Here is a 26,669-nt window from a genome sequence, read left to right on the forward strand (position 1 = left end):
GCATGAGTACTCATACTTTCAAACCCGACATGCCCCCACCGAACAGCAGCATCGGCGTGGTGGCGTGGATGCGCGCGAACATGTTCTCCAGCTGGCTCAACACCCTGCTGACGCTGTTTGCGTTCTACCTGATCTACCTCGTGGTGCCACCGATCCTCAGCTGGGCGATTGTCGATGCCAACTGGGTCGGCACCACCCGCGCCGACTGCACCAAGGAAGGCGCCTGCTGGGTGTTCATTCAGCAGCGTTTCGGCCAGTTCATGTACGGCTATTACCCGACGGAACTGCGCTGGCGTGTCGACCTGACCGTGTGGCTGGCGGTGATTGGCGCGGCGCCATTGTTCATCTCGCGTGTACCGCGTAAAGCGATCTACGGGCTGAGCTTTCTGGTGCTGTACCCGATCATTGCCTTCACCCTGCTGCACGGCGGTTTCGGTCTGACCACGGTGGCAACCAGCCAGTGGGGCGGTCTGATGCTGACCCTGGTCATCGCCACTGTCGGTATCGCTGGCGCGTTGCCGCTGGGGATTGTGCTGGCGCTGGGTCGTCGCTCGAACATGCCGGCGATTCGTGTGGTCTGCGTGACCTTCATCGAGTTCTGGCGCGGCGTGCCGTTGATTACGGTGCTGTTCATGTCTTCGGTGATGTTGCCGCTGTTCCTGCCGGAAGGCATGAACTTCGACAAGCTGCTGCGGGCACTGATCGGCGTGATCCTGTTCCAGTCGGCCTACGTCGCCGAAGTGGTGCGCGGCGGTCTGCAAGCGATCCCCAAAGGCCAGTACGAAGCGGCTGCTGCGATGGGTCTCGGTTACTGGCGTTCGATGGGTCTGGTGATTCTGCCGCAAGCCCTGAAGCTGGTGATCCCCGGCATCGTCAACACCTTCATTGCGCTGTTCAAGGACACCAGCCTTGTGATCATCATCGGCCTCTTTGACCTGCTCAACAGCGTCAAACAAGCCGCTGCCGATCCGAAATGGCTGGGCATGGCCACCGAAGGCTACGTGTTCGCCGCCCTGGTGTTCTGGATTTTCTGTTTTGGTATGTCGCGCTATTCCATGCATCTGGAACGCAAGCTCGACACTGGCCACAAGCGTTAGGAGTTCTGTAAATGAGTGAAGCAATCAAAAAGCCTGCAGGTTCTGAAGGCATTATTCAGATGCAGGGCGTCAACAAGTGGTACGGCCAGTTCCACGTGCTCAAAGACATCAACCTCAACGTCAAACAGGGCGAGCGTATCGTTCTGTGCGGGCCGTCGGGTTCCGGCAAGTCGACCACGATTCGTTGCCTCAATCGTCTGGAAGAACACCAGCAGGGCCGCATCGTCGTCGACGGCGTGGAACTGACCAACGACCTCAAGCAGATCGAAGCGATCCGCCGCGAAGTCGGCATGGTGTTCCAGCACTTCAACCTGTTCCCGCACCTGACCATCCTGCAGAACTGCACCCTGGCGCCGATGTGGGTACGCAAGATGCCCAAGCGCAAGGCCGAGGAAATTGCCATGCATTACCTGGAGCGCGTACGCATTCCGGAGCAGGCGCACAAGTTTCCGGGACAACTGTCCGGTGGTCAGCAGCAGCGTGTGGCAATCGCCCGCGCCCTGTGCATGAAACCGAAAATCATGCTGTTCGACGAACCGACTTCAGCGCTCGATCCGGAGATGGTGAAGGAAGTACTCGACACCATGATCGGTCTGGCTGAAGACGGCATGACCATGCTCTGCGTGACCCACGAAATGGGCTTTGCCCGTACCGTGGCCAATCGCGTGATCTTCATGGACAAGGGCGAGATCGTTGAGCAGGCGGCACCGAATGACTTCTTCGATAACCCGCAGAATGAGCGGACGAAGTTGTTCTTGAGTCAGATTTTGCATTGATGGTTTTTGCGTAAATCAAACCCGGCCTTGTGCCGGGTTTGTTTTTTTGGTGGTCAGGAGGCGGTGAGAGTTTCGTGTTCTTTGTGGATTGTGTACTTGAACGCGCCTCTCAAGTCAGCCCCTTCGGCCAAGACTCTCGCATCGGCAAGCAAGTGCGGATAGCGATCCAGCAAACGCATCAACAGCATCAAGGCCTTGGGTGGCAGCAATTCGCCGCGTTCGTACCTTGAAAATGCGTTGTGGCCTCCACCTGACAGCAGTTGCACCGTCTCTTTTTGCGTCAGGTGCAATTTGCGCCGGATGCGCTTCATCTCGGAACCGATCATTTGCCGGGCAGCGATAACCAGTTCATCGCCTGCTTGCGTGTAACGATCAGCGCTATCGGTGCCGTCATCCCACTCGATTTCCCCGCACTGCCGGCATTCCCAGCCAGCGAGATCATCTACGCGGCGCTCCATGCCTTTGACACTCAGGGTCTCACCGCGGCCCTCGAAATGCCTCATTCCCTCACGGGCACCACAGCTGAAACATTGCCGGGTTTTCATGGGTTTTTCTCCTTGAAGGAGATTACCGGTGCGCCGCCGGCAGGGCGGTATGTCACCTTGATGTAAATCTCCAGGCCTTTTGAGTTGATGTGATACACGTCCTGCCAGACTCGATGATCGTCATAGGTGGTCATCGATTTGTACAACATCCAGTTCTGCAACTCGAAAACGATCTCCTGCATTTCTGTGAAGCTAAAACCGAGATCGAGACCGGTTTTTTCCGCGGTCTTGGTGAAAGCTTGTCTGCCAAGTCGTCTGACTTCCGCCTTGATCACCGCCAAGTCGTAATGGGGTGTGTTCTTCTCCATAAGAAACCAAAACCCTGTCCCTGAAATTACCCTTAAAGGGTAATTTTGACCAATCGAAAATGCCGCTCCATGTGTCTCCGATTGACCCTAGGTGGTTGCCGTCCTACACGGGTCTGACTAACATGTCAGAAAATTCATCCTATGATTGGATGAAAGGGTGAATCCTATGTCAGACATTTCTCCACTCATTAAGCGATCCCTGGTCGATCAGGCCCTGGATCAACTTCGTCAGCGCATCAATAGCGGTGCCTGGCAGGTCGGCGAGCGTTTGCCGACCGAACCCGAGCTCTGCGCCGAGTTGGGCATCAGCCGCAACACCGTGCGCGAAGCAATGCGCGTGCTGGCGTTTTCCGGGCTGATCGAGATTCGCCAGGGCGATGGCAGTTACCTGCGCGCAGTGGTCGATCCGCTCGACACGCTGAAAGCCTTGTCGCGCTGCTCGCTGGATCAGGCGCGGGAAACCCGGCACATCCTCGAAGTCGAGGCGATCGGCCTGGCCGCGTTGCGCCGTACCGATGAGGACCTCGTCGCATTGCGTGAAGCGCTCGGCACCAGCGGCAGCCACTACCACGGCGATCTCGACACCTATATCGCCTGCGATCTGGTGTTCCACCGTCGTCTGGTCGATGCCGCGCACAACCCGACCCTGAGCGAGCTGTATCGCTATTTCTCCAGCATCGTCGGCGCGCAATTGCGCCAGACCCTGAACATCGTCCCGCGCCGTCAGGAAGTGTTCGACCTGCACATCGCGTTGCTCGATGCGGTCGAACAACGCGACCCGGAACGGGCCAAAGCCTTGTCGAGGCAGTTGATCAATGAACCTTGAAACCGAGAAAACCATGTCCCGCAGTGAGATATCCACAACCCCCAAACGCACGGCAGAACTCGAAGAGCTGTTGATCGACGCCGAGGCCGACGACGAGCAAGTGCAGCAAAGTCACCCACTGGTGCGTCGACCGTGGCTGTTGCTGCTGGGCTTGATTCTGGTGGCGCTGAATTTGCGCCCGGCGCTGTCGAGCATGGCGCCGCTGCTCAGCGATGTGTCGAAAAGTCTTGGCTTGTCGGCGGCTCAGGCCGGTCTGCTGACCACGCTGCCGGTGTTGTGCCTCGGTTTGTTTGCGCCACTGGCGCCGATTCTGGCGCGGCGTTTTGGCGCTGAGCGGGTGGTGCTGGGGATTTTGCTGACACTGGCTGGCGGGATCATTTTGCGCAGCAACTTTGGCGAGATCGGCTTGTTCGCCGGTAGCGTTTTGGGCGGCGCGAGCATTGGCATTGTCGGGGTATTGTTGCCGGGCATCGTTAAACGCGACTTCGCCAAACACGCCGGCACCATGACCGGCGTCTACACCATGGCGCTGTGCCTGGGCGCGGCGATGGCGGCTGGTTCCAGTGTGCCGCTGAGTGAGCACTTCGGTGGTAGCTGGGCGATGGGCCTGGGTTTCTGGGTGATTCCGGCGCTGGTTGCGGCGGTGTTCTGGCTGCCGCAAATCGGCCAGAAACATGGTGCCCACAACGTCGCCTATCGCGTGCGCGGGTTGCTGCGTGATCCGCTGGCCTGGCAGGTGACCTTGTACATGGGCCTGCAATCGTCGCTGGCCTACATCGTGTTCGGCTGGTTGCCTTCGATCCTCATCGGGCGCGGTCTGACCCCGACCCAGGCCGGTCTGGTGTTGTCCGGTTCGGTGATCATCCAGCTTGCCAGCTCGTTGGCCGCGCCATGGCTCGCCACTCGCGGCAAGGATCAGCGTCTGGCCATCGTTGTGGTGATGGCGCTGACCCTTGGCGGACTGTTCGGCTGCCTGTATGCGCCGATCGAAGGCCTGTGGGGCTGGGCGATTCTGCTGGGGCTGGGGCAGGGCGGGACATTCAGTCTGGCTTTGACGTTGATCGTGCTGCGTTCGCGCGATTCACATGTCGCGGCGAACCTGTCGAGCATGTCTCAGGGCTTTGGTTACACGCTGGCGTCGATGGGGCCGTTCGCAGTGGGTGTCGTGCATGACTGGACTGGCGGCTGGAATGCCGTGGGCTGGATTTTCGGCATCATTGGCACCGGCGCGATCATTGCTGGCCTCGGTGCCGGGCGTGCGTTGTACGTGCAAGTGCAAAGCGAAAGGATCTGAATGCACTGATTTTAAATGTGGGAGCGAGCCTGCTCGCGAAGGCGATTTTACATTCAATAACTGTGTCGACTGACACGCCGCTTTCGCGAGCAGGCTCGCTCCAACATTGGTTTTGCGTGCTGCAGGTATTCGGTGTGCGAATGCCGATAGTGTTTCTGCGCATTGCGGATTATCGTACTGGCAATCTGTACCTATTATGGAGATTGCCCATGAGCGAAGCCCACGCCGCGTTGATCACCCGCTTCTACCAGGCCTTGCAGCGCCTGGACGCCGAAGCCATGGCCGCCTGCTACACCGACGACATCGTGTTCAGCGACCCGGCATTCGGCGAATTGCGTGGCCGCGATGCCGGTGACATGTGGCGCATGCTCACCACCCGCGCCAAAGACTTCTCGCTGACCTTCGACAACGTTCGCGCCGACGAGCGCAGCGGCGGCGCGCATTGGGTCGCGACCTACCTGTTCAGTCAGACCGGCAATGTCGTGGTCAACGATATCCAGGCCCGCTTCGTCTTTCGTGACGGCAAGATTTGCGAGCACCACGATCATTTTGATCTGTGGCGCTGGTCGCGTCAGGCCCTGGGTTTCAAAGGCCTGCTACTGGGCTGGACGCCGCTGGTGCGCAACGCCGTGCGCGCCCAGGCATTGAAGGGACTGAAGGCATTTCAGGCCGGTCGCTGATAAGATCGCCGCCTGTTTCCTACACGTCTTGATCCCGAAGTGACCAGCCTTAGCGAAAAATCTGTCGATGTCGCCGAACCGGTGAGCAAGTCCTGGTTCGTCTACCTCGTTCGCGCAGCCAATGGTTCGTTGTACTGCGGGATCAGCGACGACCCGGTGCGCCGCTTCGCCAAGCATCAAAGCGGCAAAGGCGCACGGTTCTTCCTCTCCAGCCCGGCGATGGCGCTGGTTTATACCGAGCTGTGCCGCGATAAAAGCGATGCGCTGCGCCAGGAACGTTTGATCAAAAAACTCAGGAAGAGCGCCAAGGAATGCCTGGTCGCGTCTTATCAATCTGACTGATCAGTTCCCATCAGGCAGATCTGTAGGCTGCTAAGCAAATGCGCGCTAAGCTGCCAGCTCACTATCTGAGCGGCGGAGCCGAGCATGTCCGAGTTGATTCTCCACCATTACCCGACCTCTCCATTTGCCGAGAAGGCCCGCCTGCTGCTGGGTTTCAAAGGCTTGTCGTGGCGCTCGGTGCATATCTCGCCGGTAATGCCGAAACCGGATCTGACCGCGCTCACTGGCGGCTATCGCAAGACCCCGGTGTTGCAGATCGGTGCCGACATCTATTGCGACACTTCGCTGATTGCGCGTCGCCTGGAGCAGGAAAAGGCATTGCCGGCGTTCTTTCCCGAAGGTCAGGAATTTACCGCTGCCAGTTTCGCCACTTGGGCTGATTCGGTGGTGTTTCAGCATGCCGTGAGTCTGGTGTTCCAGCCGGAATCGGTTGCCGTGCGTTTCGCCAAGTTGCCGCCGGAAGCGATCAAGGCGTTTATCGCCGACCGTGCAGGTTTGTTCTCGGGTGGCAGTTCCACGCGTTTGTCCGCCGAACAAGCCAAGCATCAGTGGCCGACGATCATGGCGCGGCTGGAGCAGCAGTTACAGCGCGAGCAGGGGGACTTCCTGTTTGGCGAGCCGTCGATTGCCGACTTCGCGCTGGCGCATCCGCTGTGGTTCCTCAAGGCTACTCATGTCACCGCACCGCTGGTGGATGAGTATCCGGCGGTTTCGGTATGGCTGAGTCGAGTGCTGGGCTTTGGCCATGGCGCGGCGAGTGCGATGACGTCCGAAGAGGCGCTTGAGGTTGCACGCAACACGACGCCGGCGGCATTGCCGGATGAGCAGTTCGTTGATCCGAACGGTTTCAAGGCTGGTCAGCAGGTGGCGATTGCCGCGACGGATTACGGGGTTGATCCGGTGGTGGGTGAGTTGCTGTTTGCCGGTAGTGAAGAGTTGATCATTCGTCGCGAAGACGAGCGTGGCGGCGTGGTGCATGTGCACTTCCCGCGGTTCGGTTTCCGTATCGAAGCCCGCTGATCTCTCAAGTCTGTAGCAAAACTTTGTAGGAGTGAGCCTGCTCGCGATAGCGGTGTGTCAATCGGCGGATTTATCGACTGACACACCGCTATCGCGAGCAGGCTCACTCCTACAGGTTATTTCAGGGCGGCGAGAATCTCGTCCGGGTCAAATCCACGAATCAACGTGCCGTTGACGTCGATCAACGGAATCCCGCGCCCACCCAATGCCTCATACGCCTTGCGCGCCTCGGCATCCTTCTCGATATCGAACTCCTTGAACGCAATCCCCTTGCTGTCGAGAAAGCGTTTGGTCTGTTTGCAGTAGCCGCACCAGTCGGTGGCGTAGAGCACGACGTTGGCCTGCGCGCGGGTTTGCTCTGCAACCATCTGCGACGGATTGAACACCCGCTCGATCTTGCCCCAGTTCTGATAGACCACAACCACCAGCAGAACCAGCGCGACCTTCTTCAGCACATTGCCGAGCATCAGTTACGCCGCTTCAGCTGATCGGTGAGCGAGGTTGGCAGGCCCTTGATTACCAGAGTGCCAGCTTCTTCGTCGTATTCGATCTTCGAACCCAGCAAATGCGCTTCAAAGCTGATCGACAGGCCTTCGGCGCGGCCTGTGAAGCGACGGAATTGATTCAGGGTGCGTTTGTCCGCCGGAATCTCCGGCGACAGGCCGTAATCCTTGTTGCGGATGTGATCGTAAAAGGCTTTCGGGCGTTCCTCGTCGATCAGCTCGGAGAGTTCTTCCAGGCCCATCGGTTCGCCGAGTTTGGCCTGGCTGCTGGCGTAGTCCACCAGTGTCTTGGTCTTCTCGCGGGCAGACTCTTCCGGCAGATCTTCGCTCTCGACGAAGTCGCTGAAGGCCTTGAGCAGCGTGCGGGTCTCGCCCGGGCCGTCGACACCTTCCTGGCAACCGATGAAGTCGCGGAAGTATTCCGAAACCTTTTTGCCGTTCTTGCCCTTGATGAACGAGATGTATTGCTTGGACTGCTTGTTGTTCTGCCACTCGGAGACGTTGATCCGCGCCGCCAGGTGCAACTGACCGAGGTCGAGGTGGCGCGACGGGGTCACGTCCAGTTCATCGGTCACTGCCACGCCTTCGCTGTGGTGCAGCAGGGCGATGGCCAGGTAATCGGTCATGCCTTGCTGATAGTGGGCGAACAGCACGTGGCCGCCGACCGACAGATTCGACTCTTCCATCAGTTTTTGCAGGTGCTCGACCGCGACTTTGCTGAACGCGGTGAAGTCCGTGCCGCCTTCCATGTATTCCTTCAGCCAGCCGCTGAACGGGAACGCGCCGGACTCCGGATGGAACAGGCCCCAGGCTTTGCCCTGTTTGGCGTTATAGCTCTCGTTGAGGTCGGCGAGCATGTTCTCGATGGCTGCTGACTCGGCCAGTTCCGTGTCACGGGCGTGCAGAACTGCGGGCGTGCCGTCGGGTTTTTTGTCGATCAGGTGGACGATGCAATGACGGATCGGCATGGGCTTCTCGGCTGTTGGAAGGGAGGAGGGCAGGCTCCCCCGAAAAAGTGCCCAGTGTACCGCAACCACTGGTTTTGGCGCGGGTTGTAGGGCAAAACCGGGGCGCGCGACCGGCCTTATGCAGTTATTTACCGATTTAGCGCAATAAAGCTGACCAAATGGGTAGCTAGAGGCGGATATTTCCCCGTCTCTGTGCTAGTTTTGCCCGGTCTTACGCGAAGTCACTGCGTTAAGCGTGCAATCAGCATTTGTCAGGTCGAACCAAACCCTGATTTCGGCATCTATAACCCGACTCGTCGTGGTTATCGCCGAGGGTGCCAGATCCAGAAGATCGGGCTCGATGGCTGACACTGCACTCTGCAATCCATATGAATTTGATAGGGAAGGAACACTACATGGCTCTTACTAAAGACCAACTGATCGCCGACATCGCTGAAGCTATCGACGCGCCGAAAACCACCGCGCGTAACGCTCTGGACCAACTGGGCCAAATCGTTGCCGATCAGCTGGAAAACGGCGGCGAAATCACCTTGCCAGGTATCGGCAAGCTGAAAGTGACCGAGCGTCCTGCCCGCACTGGCCGTAACCCTTCGACTGGCGCTGCCATCGAAATCCCTGCTAAGAAAGTGATCAAGCTGGTTGTGGCCAAAGGCCTGACCGACGCTGTGAACAAGTAAGACGCAGACACAAAAAAACCGTGCACCGGAGCGATCCGGGCACGGTTTTTTTGTGTCTGCGATTTGGCGAGAACTGAGACCGCCTTGTAGGAGCTGTCGAGTGAAACGAGGCTGCGATCTTTTGATCTTGTTCTTCAGGATCAAGATCAAAAGATCGCAGCGTGCCGCAGCTCCTACAGGGGCATCTGCGCAGCTATCAGCGAACCCAGCGCTCGCGGCGCCAGATCTGCTGCTCGGACTTGGTCTGAAACGTCCAGGCGACGAAACGGCTTTGCTTCTGACCTTGGGACATCTCGACGACCTGGCTTTCCAGCACGCCGGCCTTTTTCAGCGCGGTTTCGATAGCCGGCAGGTTCGACGCTTTCGACACCAAGGTGCTGAACCACAGCACTTTATGCTGGAAGTTCGCGCTCTCGGCGATCAGTTGCGTCACGAAGCGTGCTTCGCCGCCTTCACACCACAGCTCGGCCGACTGACCGCCGAAGTTCAACACCGGCAGTTTGCGTTTCGGGTCGGCCTTGCCCAGTGCGCGCCATTTGCGCTCGCTGCCCTTGGTCGCCTCATCCATCGAGGCGTGGAAAGGCGGGTTGCACATGGTCAGATCAAAGCGCTCACCCGGCTCCAGCAAGCCGATCAGGATGTGCTTGCGGTTTTCCTGCTGACGCAGCTGGATGACTTTGTTCAGGTCGTTTGACTGAACGATGGCTCGGGCAGCAGCCACGGCCGTCGGGTCGATCTCCGAACCGAGGAAGTGCCAGCGGTACTCGCTGTTACCGATCAGCGGATACACGCAGTTGGCGCCCATGCCGATGTCCAGCACGTTGACGATTGCGCCGCGCGGGACCTTGCCGTCGTTCATGCTTGCCAGTAGGTCAGCGAGGAAGTGCACGTAATCGGCGCGGCCCGGAACCGGTGGGCAGAGGTAGTCCGCCGGAATGTCCCAATGCTGGATGCCATAAAACGACTTGAGCAGCGCCCGGTTGAATACGCGCACCGCATCGGGGCTGGCGAAGTCGATGCTTTCCTTGCCGTACGGGTTGGTGATCACGAACTTCGCCAGTTCCGGCGTTGTCTTGATCAGCGCCGGGAAGTCGTAACGACCCTGATGGCGATTGCGCGGGTGCAGGCTGGCCTTTTCACGCGGCTCGACGGTCTTGGCCGGGGTCGCGGTGTCAGGCTTCTTGCGCGCAGGTTTGGGTGTGCGGGGGGCGTTCATGGGCGTGGTCGATTCGGGTATGGCTGAAAGTGGCGGGTATTGTCCCACATCTCAAGGCAACACCGTTCAAACTGTGGGAGCGAGCCTGCTCGCGAAGGCGGTTTCACATCCAGCGGATGTGTCGACTGACATACCGCTTTCGCGAGCAGGCTCGCTCCCACAGGGGATTTGTGGTGATCAGGAATAAAAAAGGGAGGCCACTTGGGCCTCCCTTTTTCATTGCGATTTACCCTTACAGGCTGGCAATCCGCGCGTGCTGCTCGGCCAGTTTGCCCAAGGCTTGTTCCGCCTCGGCCAGTTTGGCGCGTTCCTTCTCGATGACTTCGGCCGGGGCCTTGTCGACGAAACCGGCGTTGGACAGTTTGCCGCCAACCCGCTGGACTTCGCCCTGCAGGCGCAGGATTTCCTTGTCCAGACGCGCCAGTTCAGCGCCCTTGTCGATCAGGCCGGCCATCGGCACCAGCACTTCCATCTCGCCAACCAGGGCGGTGGCGGACAGCGGCGCTTCTTCACCAGCCTGTAGAACGGTGATCGATTCCAGACGCGCCAGCTTCTTCAGCAGCGCTTCGTTCTCGGTCAGACGGCGCTGGTCTTCAGCGCTGACGTTCTTCAGGTAGATCGGCAATGGCTTGCCCGGGCCGATGTTCATTTCGCCACGGATGTTGCGCGTGCCGAGCATCAGTTCCTTGAGCCATTCGATATCGTCTTCGGCGGCCGGATCAATGCGCTCTTCGTTGGCCACTGGCCACGCTTGCAGCATGATCGTCTTGCCCTGAATGCCGGCCAGCGGCGCGATGCGCTGCCAGATTTCTTCAGTGATGAACGGCATGAACGGATGCGCCAGACGCAACGCTACTTCCAGTACGCGAACCAGCGTACGGCGGGTGCCGCGCTGACGTTCAACCGGTGCGTTCTCGTCCCACAGCACTGGCTTGGAGAGTTCCAGGTACCAGTCGCAGTACTGGTTCCAGATGAACTCGTACAGCGCTTGCGCCGCCAAGTCGAAACGGAACTGATCGAGTTGACGGGTCACTTCGGCTTCGGTGCGTTGCAGCTGCGAGATGATCCAGCGGTCCGCCAGCGACAGCTCGTAGGCTTCGCCGTTCTGGCCGCAGTCTTCGCCCTTGTCCAGAACGTAACGCGCGGCGTTCCAGATCTTGTTGCAGAAGTTGCGATAACCTTCAACGCGGCCCATGTCGAACTTGATGTCGCGACCGGTCGAAGCCAGCGAGCAGAAGGTGAAGCGCAGGGCGTCGGTGCCGTAGCTGGCAATACCGTCGGCGAACTCGTCGCGGGTCTGCTTCTCGATCTTCTTCGCCAGTTTCGGCTGCATCAGGCCGGAGGTGCGCTTCTGCACCAGTTCTTCCAGCTCGATACCGTCGATGATGTCCAGCGGGTCCAGGACGTTGCCCTTGGACTTGGACATCTTCTGGCCCTGGCCATCGCGTACCAGACCGTGCACATAAACGGTCTTGAACGGCACCTGCGGCGTACCGTCCTCGTTCTTGATCAGGTGCATGGTCAGCATGATCATCCGGGCAACCCAGAAGAAAATGATGTCGAAGCCCGTCACCAGTACGTCGGTGGAGTGGAATTTCTTCAGGAATTCGGTCTGCTCAGGCCAGCCGAGGGTGGAGAAGGTCCACAGGCCGGAACTGAACCAGGTGTCGAGTACGTCGTTGTCTTGCTGCAGCGCAACGTCCGGGCCGAGGTTGTGCTTGGCACGCACTTCGGCTTCGTCGCGACCGACGTAAACCTTGCCCGACTCGTCGTACCAGGCCGGAATCCGGTGGCCCCACCACAGCTGACGGCTGATGCACCAGTCCTGGATGTCGCGCATCCACGAGAAGTACATGTTTTCGTATTGCTTCGGCACGAACTGGATACGACCGTCTTCAACGGCGGCAATCGCAGGCTCTGCCAAAGGCTTGGTCGACACGTACCACTGGTCGGTCAGCCACGGCTCGATGATGGTGCCGGAGCGGTCGCCTTTCGGTACTTTCAGGCCGTGGTCGTTGACGCTGACCAACAGGCCAGCGGCGTCGAACGCGGCAACGATTTGCTTGCGCGCTTCGAAACGCTCGAGACCGGCGTATTCGGCCGGGATCTTGCCGTCGATGCTGTCGTTCAGCGTGCCATCGAGGTTGAACACCTGCGCTGCCGGCAGCACGTTGGCGTTCTTGTCGAAGATGTTCAGCAGCGGCAGGTTGTGACGCTTGCCGACTTCGTAGTCGTTGAAATCGTGGGCCGGGGTGATTTTCACGCAGCCGGTGCCGAATTCAGGATCGCAGTAATCGTCGGCGATGATCGGGATGCGGCGGCCAACCAGTGGCAGCTCGACAAACTTGCCGATCAGGGCCTGGTAGCGCTCGTCGTTCGGGTTCACCGCAACGGCGGAGTCGCCGAGCATGGTTTCCGGACGGGTGGTCGCGACGATCAGGAAGTCGTTGCCGTCAGCGGTTTTTGCGCCGTCAGCCAGCGGGTACTTCAGGTTCCACAGGAAACCTTTCTCGTCGTGGTTTTCCACTTCGAGGTCGGAAATCGCCGTGTGCAGTTTGGTGTCCCAGTTGACCAGACGCTTGCCGCGATAGATCAGGCCGTCTTCGTGCAGGCGTACGAAGGCTTCTTTAACCGCTTCCGAGAGGCCGTCGTCCATGGTGAAGCGCTCGCGGCTCCAGTCAACGGACGAGCCGAGGCGGCGGATCTGACGGCTGATGTTGCCGCCGGACTGATCCTTCCATTCCCAGACTTTCTCGAGGAACTTCTCACGGCCCAGATCGTGGCGATTCTGGCCTTGGGCTTCGAGTTGACGCTCGACCAGCATCTGCGTGGCGATACCGGCGTGGTCGGTGCCCGGCTGCCACAGGGTGTTGCGACCCTGCATGCGGCGGAAACGGATCAGGGCGTCCATGATCGCGTTGTTGAAACCGTGACCCATGTGCAGGCTGCCGGTGACGTTCGGCGGCGGGATCATGATGGTGTAGGAGTCGCCCGCGCCTTGCGGGGCGAAGTAGTTCTCGGACTCCCAGGTGTTGTACCAGGAAGTTTCAATGGCGTGCGGCTGGTAGGTCTTATCCATGCGCGGCGGGACCCTATTGGCATTAATTCAGGAAAAGCCGACGAGTATAGCGGGGCATGGGGCCGAGGGCGAGCGGGGCGGGCCGGATGGAGATCTAAATGTAGGAGCTGCCGAAGGCTGCGATCTTTTGATCTTGTCTTTAAAAACAAAGGTCAAAAGATCGCAGCCTGCGGCAGCTCCTACACGGGGTGCGTTATTCGTACTGGCTGAGTAGCCGTTCCATCCGCGCATCGAGGCGGCGTTTGATTTCGGTTTCGATGTGCGGCGCGAAGTCGTCGATCACGTCTTGCATGATCAATTGCGCGGCGGCGCGCAGTTCGCTGTCGAGGTGAAGCAGGGCGTCGGGGCCTTTATTCACAGGGGGCGCAGGTTGCGCGGCCGGCGCCGGAGTTGGAGCGGGTGGTGGTTCGAGAGCAACCGGCTCGTTGCCGACCGCTTCGAATAACATCGGAATCTGTTCCTGTTCGCCATCGTCGACCGTGTCGGTCAGCAGCGGTGGTTGCAGGTTGTCATCGCCGAGCAACTGACGGATCGATTCAAGATCATCCAGCAGGTGTGCGGACTTTTGCTGCGGTTTCGGAGTGTCCATTGGAATGCTCAGAGTCGCTGTAAACGGTGATCTTGCAGAGGATAGCCCTGTTCGCGGTAGAAACGGAAACTCTCCCGCGCGGCCGCCCGAATCGTTGGATCTTCGACCACCACTTCCGCCACCCGGGCGAATTTGCTGGCGAAGGCCGGGACTTTCAGGTCGAGATTGACCAGTAAATCCTGATGCTGACCGCAGTCGTCACCCAGGCCCAAAACGATCAAACCCTCTGGCTCGCTGTCGGCCGAGCCATGCGGCACGAAGCTTTCGCCCTTGAATGCCCACAGGCGCGCATCGAGATCGTCACGCTGAGCCGTGTCGCTGCAATGCAGGTAGATGCGGTGCCCCATGCGCCAGGCTTTCTCAGTGAGCTTGCAGGCAAAGTCCAGGCGAGCCGAAGGATCGGCGCTGGGCAGGATATAGAAGTCGACTTTGGTCATTGCGGTTCCAGAGCAGCAGGCGGCGTCACCCGAAAGTGACGCCGCCCGTCAGCGGATTCAGGCTTTGGCGCGATCCAGCAGGTACTGGGTCAGCAGCGGTACTGGGCGGCCAGTGGCGCCCTTGTCTTTGCCGCCGCTGGTCCATGCGGTGCCCGCGATGTCCAGGTGCGCCCAGTTGAGGTTCTTGGTGAAGCGCGACAGGAAACACGCCGCAGTGATGGTGCCGGCTTTCGGCCCGCCAATGTTGGCGATGTCGGCGAACGGGCTGTCCAGTTGCTCCTGATACTCGTCGAACAACGGCAGTTGCCAGGCGCGGTCGTCAGCGGCTTTGCCGGCGCTGAGCAGTTGGTCGATCAGTTCGTCGTTGTTGCCCAGCAGACCCGAAGTGTGGGCGCCCAAGGCAACGACGCAAGCGCCAGTCAGGGTGGCAATGTCGATCACGGCTTGTGGCTTGAAGCGCTCGGAATAGGTCAGCGCATCGCACAGCACCAAACGGCCTTCGGCGTCGGTGTTGAGGATTTCCACGGTTTGGCCGCTCATGGTGGTGACGATGTCGCCCGGGCGCGAAGCATTGCCGCTCGGCATGTTCTCGGCGCAGGCGAGGATGCACACCAGGTTGATCGGCAGTTTCAGTTCAAGCACGGCGCGCAGGGTACCGAACACGGAGGCAGCGCCGCCCATGTCGTACTTCATCTCGTCCATGCCGGCGCCCGGCTTCAGGCTGATACCGCCGGTGTCGAAGGTGATGCCTTTACCGACCAGCGCGTACGGCTTCTCGGATTTCTTGCCGCCGTTGTATTGCATGACGATCAAGCGCGGTGGCTGGGCGCTGCCTTGGCCGACGGCGTAGAACGAGCCCATGCCCAGGGATTTGATCTTCTTCTCGTCGAGCACTTCGACTTTCAGATCCTTGAATTCTTTGCCGAGATTCTTCGCTTGTTCGCCGAGGAAGATCGGGTGGCAGATGTTCGGCGGCAGGTTGCCCAGGTCGCGGGTGAACGCCATGCCGTTGGCGATTGCAGTGGCGTGGTTCACCGCGCGCTGCACTTCCGCTTGTGCAGCCTTGATGGTCAGCAGGGTGATTTTTTTCAGAGCGCGCGGTTCGGCTTTCTGGCTCTTGAACTGGTCGAAGGTGTATTCGCCATCCACCAGGGTTTCTGCCAGAAGACGGGTTTTGCCGTAGCTGTCGCGGTTTTTGACAATGACTTCATCCAGCGCCAGCACGGCGTCGCTGCCGCCCAGACCCTTCAAAGTGTTGAGGATGCCGGCCACGATTTTACGGAACGGACGGTCGCCCAGTTCTTCATCCTTGCCCACACCGACCAGCAGCACGCGCTCTGCTTTCAGGTTTGGCACGCTGTGCAGCAACAGGCTCTGGCCGACCTTGCCGGCCAGGTCGCCACGCTTGAGGACGGCGCTGATCGCACCACCGCTCAGTTCGTCGACTTGTTTGGCGGCGACACCGAGTTTGCGGCCTTCGCCGACAGCAACCACCAGGGTGGCGGTTTTCAACGTTTCTGGGCTAACGCTTTTTACAACCAGTTCCATGTCCGGATCCCTGAATGAATGGTCAACACGCAGGCGTTCGACGGTGTCCGCAGTCGCCTGCTTATAAATAGAAGAGGCGCAGGCCAAAGCCCGCGACAAGGGCCGCAGTTTGAACCTCGCTCCCCGCACCTGACAACCCTAGGGGGCGTTCTCAATTAGTTTCCACGCCGCGTTGTCGCCTTAAAGCCAGCCAGGCAAGGCGCAGGCCGCTGGGAATGGTTGTTCCCTTTCCAAGGCCTGCAACGCAGACTGGCCGGCTTTAAGGCACAACCCGAAGGGCCGGGCCTGCTGTTGTGCAGGGCTGCGTTGCTCGAAGCTTATTTGGAATGACCAAACCACGCTTCTCGCGCCTTGCCCTGCACAACAGCAGACCCGGCGCGGTGTGAAAACTAATTGAGAACGCCCCCTAGGTTGTACGATCTGCAAAGGATTACAGACATGGATGAGTGTGCGCAGTGACAGGCGCCCCCAATCACAGGATAATGCCGCATCTTTTTTCGACGGCTCTGCGTTGCGGGCCGGTCGATGTGTTTGCTTGTTTGGCCGCCTTAGCCTGACAACCCTGGAGTGTCTGGTTTGATCGTCTTCCGTTATCTGTCCCGCGAAGTCCTGTTGACCCTCAGCGCCGTGAGTGCCGTGCTGCTGGTCATCATCATGAGCGGTCGCTTCATCAAATATCTGGCTCAGGCCGCTGCCGGCCAGCTCGATCCGGGCTCGCTGTTCCTGATCATGGGCTTTCGTCTGCCGGGTTTCCTGCAACTGATTCTGCCGCTGGGCCTGTTCCTCGGGATCTTGCTGGCGTACGGTCGCCTGTACCTGGAAAGCGAGATGACTGTGCTTTCGGCCACCGGCATGAGCCAGCAGAAGCTGTTTCGCATGACCTTGTTTCCGGCGACCCTGGTTGCGCTGGTCGTAGCGTGGCTGAGTCTGGGCCTGGCCCCGCAAGGCGCCAACCAGTTCCAGTTGCTGCTGAACAAGCAGGACGCGCTGACCGAGTTCGATACCCTCGAGCCGGGGCGTTTCCAGGCCCTGCGTGACGGTACGCGGGTGACCTACACCGAGACGTTGAGCGACGATCGCGTCAATCTGGGTAGCGTGTTCATTTCGCAGAAGAACCTCGGTGCCGATCAAAAGGATCGCGGGATTTCCGTGCTGGTGGCCGAAAGCGGTCGCCAGGAAGTGCGCCCCGATGGCAACCGCTATCTGATCCTCGATAACGGCTATCGCTACGACGGCAGCCCGGGTCAGGCCGATTATCGGGCCATTCATTACGAAACCTACGGTGTGCTGTTGCCCAAGCCGGACGTCAGCGAAGAAGTCACCGATCGCGACGCCATGCCGACCTCATCTCTGCTGGGCAGCGATGACATCCGCTCGAAAACCGAACTGCAATGGCGTTTGTCCCTGCCGCTGCTGGTATTTATCGTGACCCTGATGGCGGTGCCGCTGTCGCGAGTCAATCCGCGCCAAGGGCGTTTCCTCAAGCTGCTGCCGGCGATTCTTCTTTATATGGCTTACCTGACCATCCTGATTGCCGCCCGCGGCGCCCTTGAAAAAGGCAAGATCCCGCCGGCCCTTGGTCTGTGGTGGGTGCATGCGATCTTCTTGTTCATCGGCCTCGGCCTGCTCTATTGGGAGCCGCTACGCCTGAAGATGGCCAGCCGTCGCTCCGCAGCGCTGGAGGTGGCCCGTGGTTAAACTCGATCGCTACATCGGCAGCAGCGTGTTCATGGCGATCATTGCCGTGCTGGCCATCATTCTCGGTCTGGCGACCCTGTTTGCCTTTATCGATGAGATGGGTGACGTCAGCGATACCTACACGCTGGTCGATGTTCTGAGTTTTGTGTTGCTGACCGCACCGCGCCGTCTCTACGAAATGTTGCCAATGGCCGCATTGATCGGCTGCCTGATCGGCCTCGGCAGTCTGGCCAGCAGCAGTGAGCTGACGGTCATGCGCGCTGCTGGCGTGTCCATCGGCCGTATCGTCTGGGCCGTCATGAAGCCAATGCTGGTGCTGATGCTGGCCGGCGTGCTGATCGGCGAATACGTCGCTCCGGCGACCGAAAGCATGGCCCAGGCCAACCGTTCGCTGGCGCAAGGCAGCGGCGACGCGCAGAGCGCCAAGCACGGTATGTGGCACCGTCAGGGTGAGGAATTCATTCACATCAACGCCGTGCAACCGAACGGCCTGTTGTATGGCGTGACTCGTTATCACTTCGATAAAGAGCGTCATCTGCTGAGTTCGAGCTTCGCCAAGAAGGCCGAGTTCGACGGCAATAAATGGCAGCTCACCGACGTTGCCACCACGCTGTTCCATGAGCGCAGTACTGAAGTCGTCAATGCCCCGAGCGAGCAATGGGACGTGGCGTTGAGCCCGCAACTGCTCAGCACCGTGGTCATGGCCCCTGAATCGCTGTCGATCAGCGGTCTGTGGGGTTACATCCACTATCTGGCCGAGCAGGGCCTGAGCAACGGCCGTTACTGGCTGGCATTTTGGGTCAAGGTGTTGCAACCGCTGGTCACCGCCGCGCTGGTGCTGATGGCCATCTCCTTCATCTTTGGCCCGCTGCGTTCGGTGACTCTCGGTCAGCGAGTATTCACCGGCGTGCTGGTGGGCTTCACCTTCCGTATCGTCCAGGATTTGCTCGGCCCGTCGAGCCTGGTGTTCGGTTTCTCGCCGCTGTTCGCGGTGCTGGTACCGGCCGGCGTCTGTGCGCTGGCAGGTGTCTGGCTGCTGCGAAGAGCCGGTTGATGCGCGCGTTTTTACCCGCGCTTTAAACTTGAAAACGCCCCGGTCGACAGATCGGGGCGTTTTTGCATGCAATCCGGATGACAGGCGAACGTGACGCTTGCGCCGTGTATCAGGTACAATTCCCGGCTATTTTTCGGCGGGCCATGCCTGCAGCCTTTTTGAGTGTTGATCCGTGAGTGATTTGAGTCATATCCGCAATTTCTCCATCATCGCCCACATTGACCATGGCAAGTCGACGCTGGCCGATCGCTTCATCCAGATGTGCGGCGGCCTGGCCGAGCGTGAAATGGAAGCCCAGGTACTGGATTCCATGGAGCTGGAGCGTGAACGCGGGATCACCATCAAGGCCCACAGCGTTACCCTCTATTACACCGCCAAAGACGGCATCAAGTATCAGCTGAACTTCATTGACACCCCGGGCCACGTTGACTTCACCTACGAAGTCAGCCGTTCCCTGGCCGCGTGTGAAGGTGCCTTGCTGGTGGTCGATGCCGGTCAGGGCGTTGAAGCCCAGTCCGTGGCCAACTGCTACACCGCGATCGAGCAGGGCCTCGAGGTCATGCCGGTGTTGAACAAGATCGACCTGCCACAGGCCGATCCTGATCGCGTCAAGGAAGAGATCGAGAAGATCATTGGCATCGACGCCACCGACGCCGTCACTTGCAGCGCCAAGACCGGCCTGGGTGTCGACGAAGTGCTCGAGCGCCTGGTGCACACCATTCCTGCGCCGACCGGCAATATCGAAGATCCGCTGCAAGCATTGATCATTGACTCCTGGTTCGACAACTACCTGGGCGTTGTCTCCCTGGTGCGCGTGCGTCATGGTCGCGTGAAAAAGGGCGACAAGATCCTCGTCAAGTCCACCGGCAAGATCCATCTGGTCGACAGCGTTGGCGTGTTCAACCCGAAACACACCGCCACGTCTGACCTCAAGGCCGGCGAAGTGGGCTTCATCATCGCCAGCATCAAGGACATCCACGGTGCACCGGTCGGTGACACCCTGACCCTGAGTTCGACCCCGGACGTGGAAGTGCTGCCCGGCTTCAAACGCATCCAGCCACAGGTTTACGCCGGTCTGTTCCCGGTCAGCTCCGACGACTTCGAGGATTTCCGCGAAGCGCTGCAGAAGCTGACCCTCAACGACTCGTCGCTGCAATACACCCCGGAAAGCTCCGACGCACTGGGCTTCGGCTTCCGTTGCGGCTTCCTCGGCATGCTGCACATGGAGATCATCCAGGAGCGCCTTGAGCGCGAGTACGACCTGGACCTGATCACCACCGCGCCAACCGTAATCTTCGAACTGGTGCTGAAAACCGGTGAAACGATTTACGTCGACAACCCGTCCAAGCTTCCGGATGTGTCGTCGATCGAAGACATGCGCGAGCCGATCGTGCGCGCCAACATTCTGGTGCCGCAGGAACACTTGGGCAACGTCATCACCCTGTGCATCGAGAAACGCGGCGTTCAAGTCGACATGCTGTTCCTCGGTAATCAGGTGCAAGTCACTTACGACCTGCCGATGAACGAAGTGGTGCTGGACTTCTTCGACCGCCTCAAATCCACCAGCCGTGGCTATGCTTCGCTGGATTACCATTTCGACCGCTACCAATCGGCTAATCTGGTGAAACTGGATGTGCTGATCAACGGCGACAAGGTCGATGCCCTCGCATTGATCGTGCACCGTGACAACTCGCACTACAAAGGTCGCCAGTTGACCGAGAAGATGAAAGAACTGATTCCTCGTCAGATGTTCGACGTGGCGATTCAGGCTGCCATTGGTGGTCAGATCGTTGCCCGGACAACCGTCAAGGCGCTCAGAAAGAACGTATTGGCCAAATGCTACGGTGGTGACGTCAGCCGTAAGAAGAAACTGCTCGAGAAGCAAAAGGCCGGTAAGAAACGCATGAAGCAGGTCGGCAACGTGGAAATTCCACAAGAAGCCTTCCTTGCCGTGCTCAGGTTGGATAGTTAGGTCCTATGTCACTAAATTTCCCGCTGTTGCTGGTCATCGCCGTGTTCGTCTGCGGCCTGTTGGCGTTGCTTGATCTGTTGATCCTGGCGCCGCGTCGCCGGGCGGCCATTGCCTCTTATCAAGGCAGTGTCAGCCAGCCCGATGTCGTGGTCGTCGAGAAACTGAACAAAGAGCCGCTGCTGGTTGAATACGGCAAGTCGTTCTTTCCGGTGTTGTTCATTGTGCTGGTGCTGCGTTCGTTCCTCGTGGAGCCGTTCCAGATCCCGTCCGGTTCGATGAAGCCAACCCTGGACGTCGGCGACTTCATTCTGGTGAACAAGTTTTCTTACGGGATCCGCCTGCCGGTGATCGACAAGAAAATCATCGAAGTCGGTGATCCACAGCGTGGCGATGTGATGGTGTTCCGCTACCCGAGCGATCCGAACGTCAACTACATCAAGCGTGTGGTTGGTCTGCCGGGCGACACCGTGCGTTACACCGCTGACAAGCGACTGTTTGTGAATGGCGAATCGATTGCCGAGCAGATGGTCGGCGCCGAGCCGGGCACGCTGGGCAGCGCCGAACTGTACAAAGAGAAACTGGGCGCTGCCGAGCATCTGATCCGCAAGGAAATGAGCCGCTACCGCGCCACGCCGGACCGCTCGTGGACAGTACCCGCCGGGCACTACTTCATGATGGGCGACAACCGCGACAACTCGAACGACAGTCGCTACTGGGATGATCCGAACATTCCCAAGGATCTGCTGGGCATGGTTCCCGACCAGAATATCGTCGGCAAGGCCTTCGCGGTCTGGATGAGCTGGCCGGAACCGAAACTGAGTCACCTGCCGAATTTCTCGCGGGTTGGCCTGATCAAGTAATCACACACGGCGCTGTTGACCACAGCGCCGAATGCATTTCTGGAGCCGGCACAATCGGCTTCGCAATCGCCAGGATTTAATTTTTGAACACAGCGTTAATTGTCCCAGGCCTGCGCCGTATCCCGGCGATGGCAGTGGAATCCAGCCACGAACTCAGCGTGGGTAAACCGTGAGCGTTTCTCTAAGCCGTCTCGAGCGTCAGCTCGGTTACACCTTCAAGGACCAGGAGCTGATGCTGCTGGCTCTGACGCACCGCAGTTTTGCCGGGCGCAACAACGAACGCCTGGAATTCCTCGGCGATGCCATCCTCAACTTCGTCGCTGGCGAGGCGTTGTTCGATCGCTTCCCGCTGGCCCGTGAAGGCCAGTTGTCGCGTTTGCGCGCACGTTTGGTAAAAGGTGAGACGCTGGCTGTCCTGGCACGTGGTTTCGACCTTGGCGATTACCTGCGACTGGGTTCCGGCGAGTTGAAAAGCGGCGGTTTCCGTCGCGAGTCGATTCTGGCCGACGCCCTCGAAGCTTTGATCGGTGCGATCTATCTCGATGCCGGCATGGACATGGCGCGTGAGCGCGTGCTGGCCTGGCTGGCCGGCGAGTTCGAAGGCCTGACGCTGGTCGATACCAACAAGGATCCGAAGACCCGCTTGCAGGAACACCTGCAATCGCGCGGTTGCGATCTGCCACGCTATGAAGTGGTGGATATCCAGGGCGAGCCGCACTGCCGAACCTTCTTCGTCGAATGCGAAGTTGTCTTACTGAATGAAAAAAGCCGAGGTCAGGGTGTGAGTCGTCGTATTGCCGAACAGGTAGCGGCCGCCGCAGCACTGATTGCCCTGGGCGTGGAGAATGGCAATGACTGATACAAACGCAACTCGCTGTGGCTATGTTGCCATCGTCGGCCGTCCCAACGTCGGTAAGTCGACGCTGCTGAACCACATCCTCGGCCAGAAGCTCGCGATCACCTCGCGCAAGCCGCAGACCACTCGCCACAACATGCTCGGGATCAAAACCGAAGGTGACGTGCAGGCGATCTACGTCGACACCCCGGGCATGCACAAAGGTGGCGAAAAGGCCCTGAACCGTTACATGAACAAGACTGCTTCGGCGGCGTTGAAAGACGTTGACGTGGTGATCTTCGTGGTTGATCGCACCAAGTGGACCGACGAAGACCAGATGGTGCTCGAGCGGGTGCAATACGTGACCGGCCCGCTGATCGTCGCGCTGAACAAGACCGACCGCATCGAAGACAAAGCCGAGCTGATGCCGCACCTCAGTTGGTTGCAGGAACAACTGCCGAATGCGCAGATCATTCCTATTTCCGCACAGCACGGGCACAACCTCGAAGCGCTGGAAAAGGTTATCGCCGATCACCTGCCGGAGAACGATCACTTCTTCCCGGAAGACCAGATCACCGACCGCAGCAGCCGTTTCCTTGCTGCTGAACTGGTGCGCGAGAAAATCATGCGCCAGATGGGCGCCGAGCTGCCGTACCAGATCACCGTCGAGATCGAAGAGTTCAAGCAGCAGGGTAAAACCCTGCACATCCACGCTTTGATCCTCGTTGAACGTGACGGCCAGAAGAAGATCATCATTGGCGACAAGGGCGAGCGCATCAAACGCATCGGCACCGAAGCGCGCAAGGACATGGAGCTGCTGTTCGACTCCAAGATCATGCTCAACCTGTGGGTCAAGGTGAAGGGCGGCTGGTCCGACGACGAGCGTGCGCTGCGTTCGCTGGGTTACGGCGACCTGTAAAAACGCGGTTGTCGCAACACCGAAGAAACCTGTGGGAGCGAGCTTGCTCGCGAAGGCGTAGTGCCAGCCGACATATTTGTTGACTGTCACCCAGCATTCGCGAGCAAGCTCGCTCCCACATTGGTTTTGGGGTGAATATAGAACCACGTTTTTATCAATGAGAACTCCATGTCCTCAACACCACCTCCCGCCCAACCCGCCTACGTCCTGCACAGTCGCGCCTACCGCGAAACCAGTGCGTTGGTGGATTTCCTCACGCCGCAAGGGCGGCTGAGGGCGGTGTTGCGCAGTGCTCGGGGCAAGGCCGGGACGTTGGCGCGGCCATTCGTGTCGCTGGAAGTCGAATTTCGCGGCAAGGGCGAGCTGAAGAATGTCGGGCGCATGGAAAGCTCCGGCACTTCGGCGTGGCTTAACGGTGAGGCGCTATTCAGCGGTCTTTACCTGAATGAGCTGCTCATCCGTTTGCTGCCAGCCGAGGACCCGCACCCGGGTGTCTTCGATCACTACGCCGCAACATTGCTGGCATTGGCCGAAGGTCGGCCGCTGGAACCGTTGCTGCGCTCCTTCGAGTGGCGGCTGCTGGATGACCTCGGTTACGGCTTTTCACTGAACACTGACGTTCACGGTGAACCCGTCGCGGCGGACGGTCTCTATCGTCTGCAAGTGGACGCGGGGCTGGAGCGGGTCTTCCTGTTGCAACCGGGCCTGTTTAACGGCGTTGAATTACTGGCGATGGCCGAAGCCGACTGGACCGCCCCCGGCGCGCTGTCCGCCGCCAAGCGTCTGATGCGTCAGGCACTGGCCGTTCATTTGGGCGGTCGTCCGCTGGTAAGCCGCGAGCTGTTTCGCAAGCCCTGATATGCTGTGCGCCGAATCTCTCAATTCAGGAGCGCATCCGTGACCACCAGCAATCGCATTCTTCTTGGCGTGAACATCGACCATGTCGCCACCCTGCGTCAGGCCCGTGGCACGCGCTACCCGGATCCGGTCAAGGCGGCGCTGGATGCGGAAGAGGCGGGCGCCGACGGCATTACCGTGCACCTGCGTGAAGACCGCCGGCACATTCAAGAACGCGATGTTTTACTGCTCAAGGACGTGCTGCAAACCCGCATGAACTTCGAAATGGGCGTCACCGAAGAAATGATGGCGTTCGCCGAGCGCATCCGTCCGGCGCACATTTGCCTGGTCCCGGAAACCCGTCAGGAACTGACCACTGAAGGTGGTCTGGATGTAGCGGGGCAGGAAGAGCGCATCAAGGCGGCGGTTGAACGTCTGTCGAAGATCGGCAGCGAAGTGTCGTTGTTCATCGATGCCGACGAGCGTCAGATCGCTGCGTCGAAGCGCGTCGGTGCGCCGGCGATCGAGCTGCACACCGGTCGTTACGCCGATGCCGAAACCCCGACCGAAGTGGCTGAAGAGCTAAAGCGCGTCGCCGATGGTGTGGCGTTTGGATTGGCCCAAGGCCTGATCGTTAACGCGGGTCACGGTTTGCATTACCACAACGTTGAAGCCGTAGCGGCGATCAAAGGCATCAACGAACTGAACATTGGCCATGCGCTGGTGGCGCATGCGTTGTTCGTCGGCTTCAAGTCTGCTGTGTCTGAAATGAAAGCGCTGATTCTGGCGGCCGCGTTGAAAGGCTAACGCATAACCCCTGTGGGAGCGAGCTTGCTCGCGAAGGCGTAGTGTCAGCCGACATATTCGTTGACTGACACACTGCATTCGCGAGCAAGCTCGCTCCCACATTTGATTTAGGGTGTTGGTTAGAGCGGGGCAGGTTCTTGAGTGGGCTTTGACTTGTCGATACCGGGCACATGCAAATTGCCCTCAGCCACTTGATCACCCTCAAGTTGCGGCTGCGTCACCCAGGTCAAAATGTCGTAGTAGCGACGAATGTTCGCCACAAAATGCACCGGCTCGCCGCCTCGGGCGTAGCCATAACGCGTCTTGCTGTACCACTGCTTCTGCGACAAGCGTGGCAGGATCTTCTTCACGTCCAGCCATTTGTCCGGATTCAACCCTTCCTTGGCTGTCAGCTTGCGCGCGTCATCCAGATGACCGCTGCCGACGTTGTACGCCGCCAGGGCGAACCAGGTGCGATCCGGCTCCTTGATCGAGTCGTCGAGCTGGTCCTTCATGTAAGCCAGGTACTTGGCGCCGCCCATGATGCTTTGCTTGGGGTCTAGGCGGTTGGACACGCCCATCGCCTGCGCAGTGTTCTGAGTCAGCATCATCAACCCGCGAACGCCGGTTTTCGAGGTGACGGTCGGTTGCCACAACGATTCCTGATAGCCGATCGCGGCCAGCAGGCGCCAGTCGACTTTCTCTTTCTTCGCGTAGTTCTTGAAGTGCTGTTCGTATTTCGGCAGGCGCTGCTGCAAGTGCTGGGCGAAGGTCGTAGCGCCCATATAGCCAAGCACATCGACGTGACCGTAATAACGATCCTTCAAGCGTTGCAGGGTGCCGTTCTTCTGCACTTTGTCGAGGTATGCGTTGATTTCGTTGAGCAGACTGTTGTCTTCGCCTGGGCCAACCGCCCAGCTCTGGCTGCGCGCATCACCGAGGTCGAAGGCTACGCGAATGTTGGTGAAGTACACCTGATTCATCGCCACTTCGTTGGAATCGACCAGGGTCAGGTCAATCTGCCCTTCATCAACCATGCGTAGCAGGTCGACCACTTCAACCGCATCGGACTCTTCGTATTCGATACCGGGAAATTTCTTTTTCAGCTCGGCCAGTTGTTCGGCGTGGGTGCTGCCCTTGAGCACCATGATCTTCTTGCCGACCAGATCACCGGGATCGGTCGGCCGCGACTGGCCATTGCGATAGATGATCTGCGGGGTGACTTCAAGGTAGGAGTGCGAGAACCGCACCTGCTGCTTGCGCTGTTCGCTGCTGACCAGACCGGCGGCGGCCAGCACCGGGCCGTTGGGTTTGCCGATCTGATCGAACAGGTCATCGAGGTTGTCGGCCGTCTCGATCTTGAGTTCTACGCCCAAATCGTCGGCGAAGCGCTTCACCAGCTCGTATTCGAAGCCGGTTTCACCGCTGCGGTCCTGAAAGTAGGTGGCGGGGCTGTTACGGGTAATCACCCGCAGCACACCATCCTCCTTTATGCGCTCGAGTGTGTTGGGTTTATCAACACAGCCACCGAGCATCAGGAAGAGTCCGGTTGCGATCAGCCATTTGGCGTACCGCGGACGCAAAGCCGTTGGAAAAAACATCTGCGCAGTATACGCAAACGGCCACGGGCGCCATATCTCGACAGCGCAGGACGAGTCTGCTAGAGATCACAAAATCGAACGAAACCCAGCAGGAATGGGCCTTCACGGCTTTTTGTTACAGTAAAAATAAGCGCCCTCTGAATCGCTGATTTACCTGACTCTGAAGTCGGAAACACAGATTGATACCCGAGTGCAACCGTGC

Annotated in this window: 26 protein-coding genes; 16 read left to right on the top strand and 10 right to left on the bottom strand. The window is 59.2% G+C overall.

From position 1 onward, the window contains the following. Nucleotides 1-2 precede the first annotated feature (2 nt). Nucleotides 3-1,097: an amino acid ABC transporter permease gene (locus tag ACRRSD_RS20330; RefSeq protein ID WP_220558024.1), complete on the top strand. Its 1,095-nt coding sequence runs from the start codon at nt 3-5 to the stop codon at nt 1,095-1,097. Between the two features lie 11 nt (nt 1,098-1,108). Further along, on the top strand, nt 1,109-1,873 hold the full coding sequence (locus ACRRSD_RS20335) for an amino acid ABC transporter ATP-binding protein (RefSeq protein WP_007914351.1): 765 nt from the start codon (nt 1,109-1,111) through the stop codon (nt 1,871-1,873). Between the two features lie 53 nt (nt 1,874-1,926). Here ACRRSD_RS20335 and ACRRSD_RS20340 read toward each other — a convergent pair whose 3' ends face one another. Further along, nucleotides 1,927-2,418: a type II TA system antitoxin MqsA family protein gene (locus ACRRSD_RS20340; RefSeq protein WP_435034988.1), complete on the bottom strand. Its 492-nt coding sequence runs from the start codon at nt 2,416-2,418 to the stop codon at nt 1,927-1,929. Continuing rightward, on the bottom strand, nt 2,415-2,726 hold the full coding sequence (locus ACRRSD_RS20345) for a type II toxin-antitoxin system MqsR family toxin (protein WP_435034990.1): 312 nt from the start codon (nt 2,724-2,726) through the stop codon (nt 2,415-2,417). Before ACRRSD_RS20345 ends, ACRRSD_RS20340 begins: the two co-directional genes overlap by 4 nt. Nucleotides 2,727-2,892: 166 nt before the next feature. Between ACRRSD_RS20345 and ACRRSD_RS20350 the strand changes: the two genes are divergently transcribed. From ACRRSD_RS20350 to ACRRSD_RS20370, 5 genes are all read left to right on the top strand, one after another. Continuing rightward, complete coding sequence (locus ACRRSD_RS20350; protein WP_150706007.1) at nt 2,893-3,552, top strand: FadR/GntR family transcriptional regulator; 660 nt, start codon at nt 2,893-2,895, stop codon at nt 3,550-3,552. Further along, on the top strand, nt 3,542-4,846 hold the full coding sequence (locus tag ACRRSD_RS20355) for a CynX/NimT family MFS transporter (protein WP_435034992.1): 1,305 nt from the start codon (nt 3,542-3,544) through the stop codon (nt 4,844-4,846). Before ACRRSD_RS20350 ends, ACRRSD_RS20355 begins: the two co-directional genes overlap by 11 nt. Nucleotides 4,847-5,055: 209 nt before the next feature. Continuing rightward, on the top strand, nt 5,056-5,526 hold the full coding sequence (locus ACRRSD_RS20360; RefSeq protein WP_435034994.1) for a nuclear transport factor 2 family protein: 471 nt from the start codon (nt 5,056-5,058) through the stop codon (nt 5,524-5,526). Nucleotides 5,527-5,565: 39 nt separating this feature from the next. Further along, nucleotides 5,566-5,868, top strand: a complete 303-nt coding sequence (locus tag ACRRSD_RS20365) for a GIY-YIG nuclease family protein (RefSeq protein ID WP_008083651.1) — start codon at nt 5,566-5,568, stop codon at nt 5,866-5,868. 84 nt (nt 5,869-5,952) lie between these two features. Beyond that, nucleotides 5,953-6,888 (top strand): glutathione S-transferase family protein, encoded by a 936-nt coding sequence (locus tag ACRRSD_RS20370; RefSeq protein WP_435034997.1) that lies wholly within the window; start codon nt 5,953-5,955, stop codon nt 6,886-6,888. 116 nt (nt 6,889-7,004) lie between these two features. Here ACRRSD_RS20370 and ACRRSD_RS20375 read toward each other — a convergent pair whose 3' ends face one another. Further along, nucleotides 7,005-7,355 (bottom strand): glutaredoxin family protein, encoded by a 351-nt coding sequence (locus tag ACRRSD_RS20375; RefSeq protein WP_008083649.1) that lies wholly within the window; start codon nt 7,353-7,355, stop codon nt 7,005-7,007. Beyond that, complete coding sequence (yejK, locus tag ACRRSD_RS20380; protein ID WP_435034999.1) at nt 7,355-8,359, bottom strand: nucleoid-associated protein YejK; 1,005 nt, start codon at nt 8,357-8,359, stop codon at nt 7,355-7,357. Before yejK ends, ACRRSD_RS20375 begins: the two co-directional genes overlap by 1 nt. 395 nt (nt 8,360-8,754) lie before the next feature. On the opposite strand from yejK, the gene ACRRSD_RS20385 reads away from it, so the two are divergent. Further along, a complete protein-coding gene (locus ACRRSD_RS20385) occupies nt 8,755-9,036 on the top strand; it encodes an HU family DNA-binding protein (RefSeq protein WP_003221909.1) in 282 nt (93 codons plus the stop codon). A gap of 196 nt (nt 9,037-9,232) precedes the next feature. Here the strand turns inward: ACRRSD_RS20385 and rlmF are convergent, their stop codons facing one another. The 5 genes from rlmF to ACRRSD_RS20410 form a co-directional block, all read right to left on the bottom strand. Further along, nucleotides 9,233-10,252 carry a 23S rRNA (adenine(1618)-N(6))-methyltransferase RlmF gene (rlmF, locus tag ACRRSD_RS20390; RefSeq protein WP_093436942.1) on the bottom strand — a complete coding sequence of 340 codons (1,020 nt, stop codon included), beginning with the start codon at nt 10,250-10,252 and terminating at the stop codon, nt 9,233-9,235. A gap of 232 nt (nt 10,253-10,484) precedes the next feature. Then, the gene (locus ACRRSD_RS20395; RefSeq protein WP_435035002.1) at nt 10,485-13,331 is read right to left on the bottom strand and encodes a valine--tRNA ligase; all 2,847 of its coding nucleotides are present in this window, start codon (nt 13,329-13,331) and stop codon (nt 10,485-10,487) included. Between the two features lie 193 nt (nt 13,332-13,524). Next, the gene (locus ACRRSD_RS20400) at nt 13,525-13,920 is read right to left on the bottom strand and encodes a DNA polymerase III subunit chi (protein WP_435035004.1); all 396 of its coding nucleotides are present in this window, start codon (nt 13,918-13,920) and stop codon (nt 13,525-13,527) included. A gap of 8 nt (nt 13,921-13,928) precedes the next feature. Beyond that, nucleotides 13,929-14,357, bottom strand: coding sequence for a DNA polymerase III subunit chi (locus ACRRSD_RS20405; RefSeq protein ID WP_435035005.1), 429 nt, complete (start codon nt 14,355-14,357; stop codon nt 13,929-13,931). Nucleotides 14,358-14,414: 57 nt separating this feature from the next. After that, entirely contained in the window at nt 14,415-15,905 is a 1,491-nt protein-coding gene (locus ACRRSD_RS20410; RefSeq protein ID WP_435035007.1) for a leucyl aminopeptidase, read from the bottom strand. A gap of 576 nt (nt 15,906-16,481) precedes the next feature. Here ACRRSD_RS20410 and lptF point away from each other — a divergent pair. The 8 genes from lptF to pdxJ all read left to right on the top strand — a co-directional run bounded on the left by lptF (nt 16,482) and on the right by pdxJ (nt 24,887). Next, the gene (gene lptF, locus ACRRSD_RS20415; RefSeq protein ID WP_007909044.1) at nt 16,482-17,603 is read left to right on the top strand and encodes an LPS export ABC transporter permease LptF; all 1,122 of its coding nucleotides are present in this window, start codon (nt 16,482-16,484) and stop codon (nt 17,601-17,603) included. Beyond that, nucleotides 17,596-18,657, top strand: coding sequence for an LPS export ABC transporter permease LptG (gene lptG / locus ACRRSD_RS20420; protein ID WP_435035008.1), 1,062 nt, complete (start codon nt 17,596-17,598; stop codon nt 18,655-18,657). Before lptF ends, lptG begins: the two co-directional genes overlap by 8 nt. A gap of 172 nt (nt 18,658-18,829) precedes the next feature. Next, nucleotides 18,830-20,629 (top strand): translation elongation factor 4, encoded by a 1,800-nt coding sequence (gene lepA / locus ACRRSD_RS20425; protein ID WP_435035010.1) that lies wholly within the window; start codon nt 18,830-18,832, stop codon nt 20,627-20,629. Between the two features lie 5 nt (nt 20,630-20,634). Next, nucleotides 20,635-21,489 carry a signal peptidase I gene (lepB, locus tag ACRRSD_RS20430; protein WP_038357688.1) on the top strand — a complete coding sequence of 285 codons (855 nt, stop codon included), beginning with the start codon at nt 20,635-20,637 and terminating at the stop codon, nt 21,487-21,489. Nucleotides 21,490-21,658: 169 nt separating this feature from the next. Further along, nucleotides 21,659-22,348, top strand: a complete 690-nt coding sequence (rnc, locus tag ACRRSD_RS20435) for a ribonuclease III (protein WP_016986099.1) — start codon at nt 21,659-21,661, stop codon at nt 22,346-22,348. Continuing rightward, complete coding sequence (gene era, locus ACRRSD_RS20440; protein WP_016771562.1) at nt 22,341-23,243, top strand: GTPase Era; 903 nt, start codon at nt 22,341-22,343, stop codon at nt 23,241-23,243. Before rnc ends, era begins: the two co-directional genes overlap by 8 nt. 168 nt (nt 23,244-23,411) lie before the next feature. Beyond that, nucleotides 23,412-24,101 (top strand): DNA repair protein RecO, encoded by a 690-nt coding sequence (gene recO, locus ACRRSD_RS20445; protein WP_435035011.1) that lies wholly within the window; start codon nt 23,412-23,414, stop codon nt 24,099-24,101. 39 nt (nt 24,102-24,140) lie between these two features. Next, on the top strand, nt 24,141-24,887 hold the full coding sequence (pdxJ, locus tag ACRRSD_RS20450; RefSeq protein ID WP_047292711.1) for a pyridoxine 5'-phosphate synthase: 747 nt from the start codon (nt 24,141-24,143) through the stop codon (nt 24,885-24,887). Between the two features lie 119 nt (nt 24,888-25,006). Here pdxJ and mltF read toward each other — a convergent pair whose 3' ends face one another. After that, nucleotides 25,007-26,467: a membrane-bound lytic murein transglycosylase MltF gene (gene mltF / locus ACRRSD_RS20455; RefSeq protein ID WP_435035013.1), complete on the bottom strand. Its 1,461-nt coding sequence runs from the start codon at nt 26,465-26,467 to the stop codon at nt 25,007-25,009. Between the last annotated feature and the right edge of the window lie 202 nt (nt 26,468-26,669).

The sequence above is a fragment of the Pseudomonas neuropathica genome (assembly GCF_051174785.1).
Taxonomy (GTDB): Bacteria; Pseudomonadota; Gammaproteobacteria; order Pseudomonadales; family Pseudomonadaceae; genus Aquipseudomonas; species Aquipseudomonas neuropathica_A.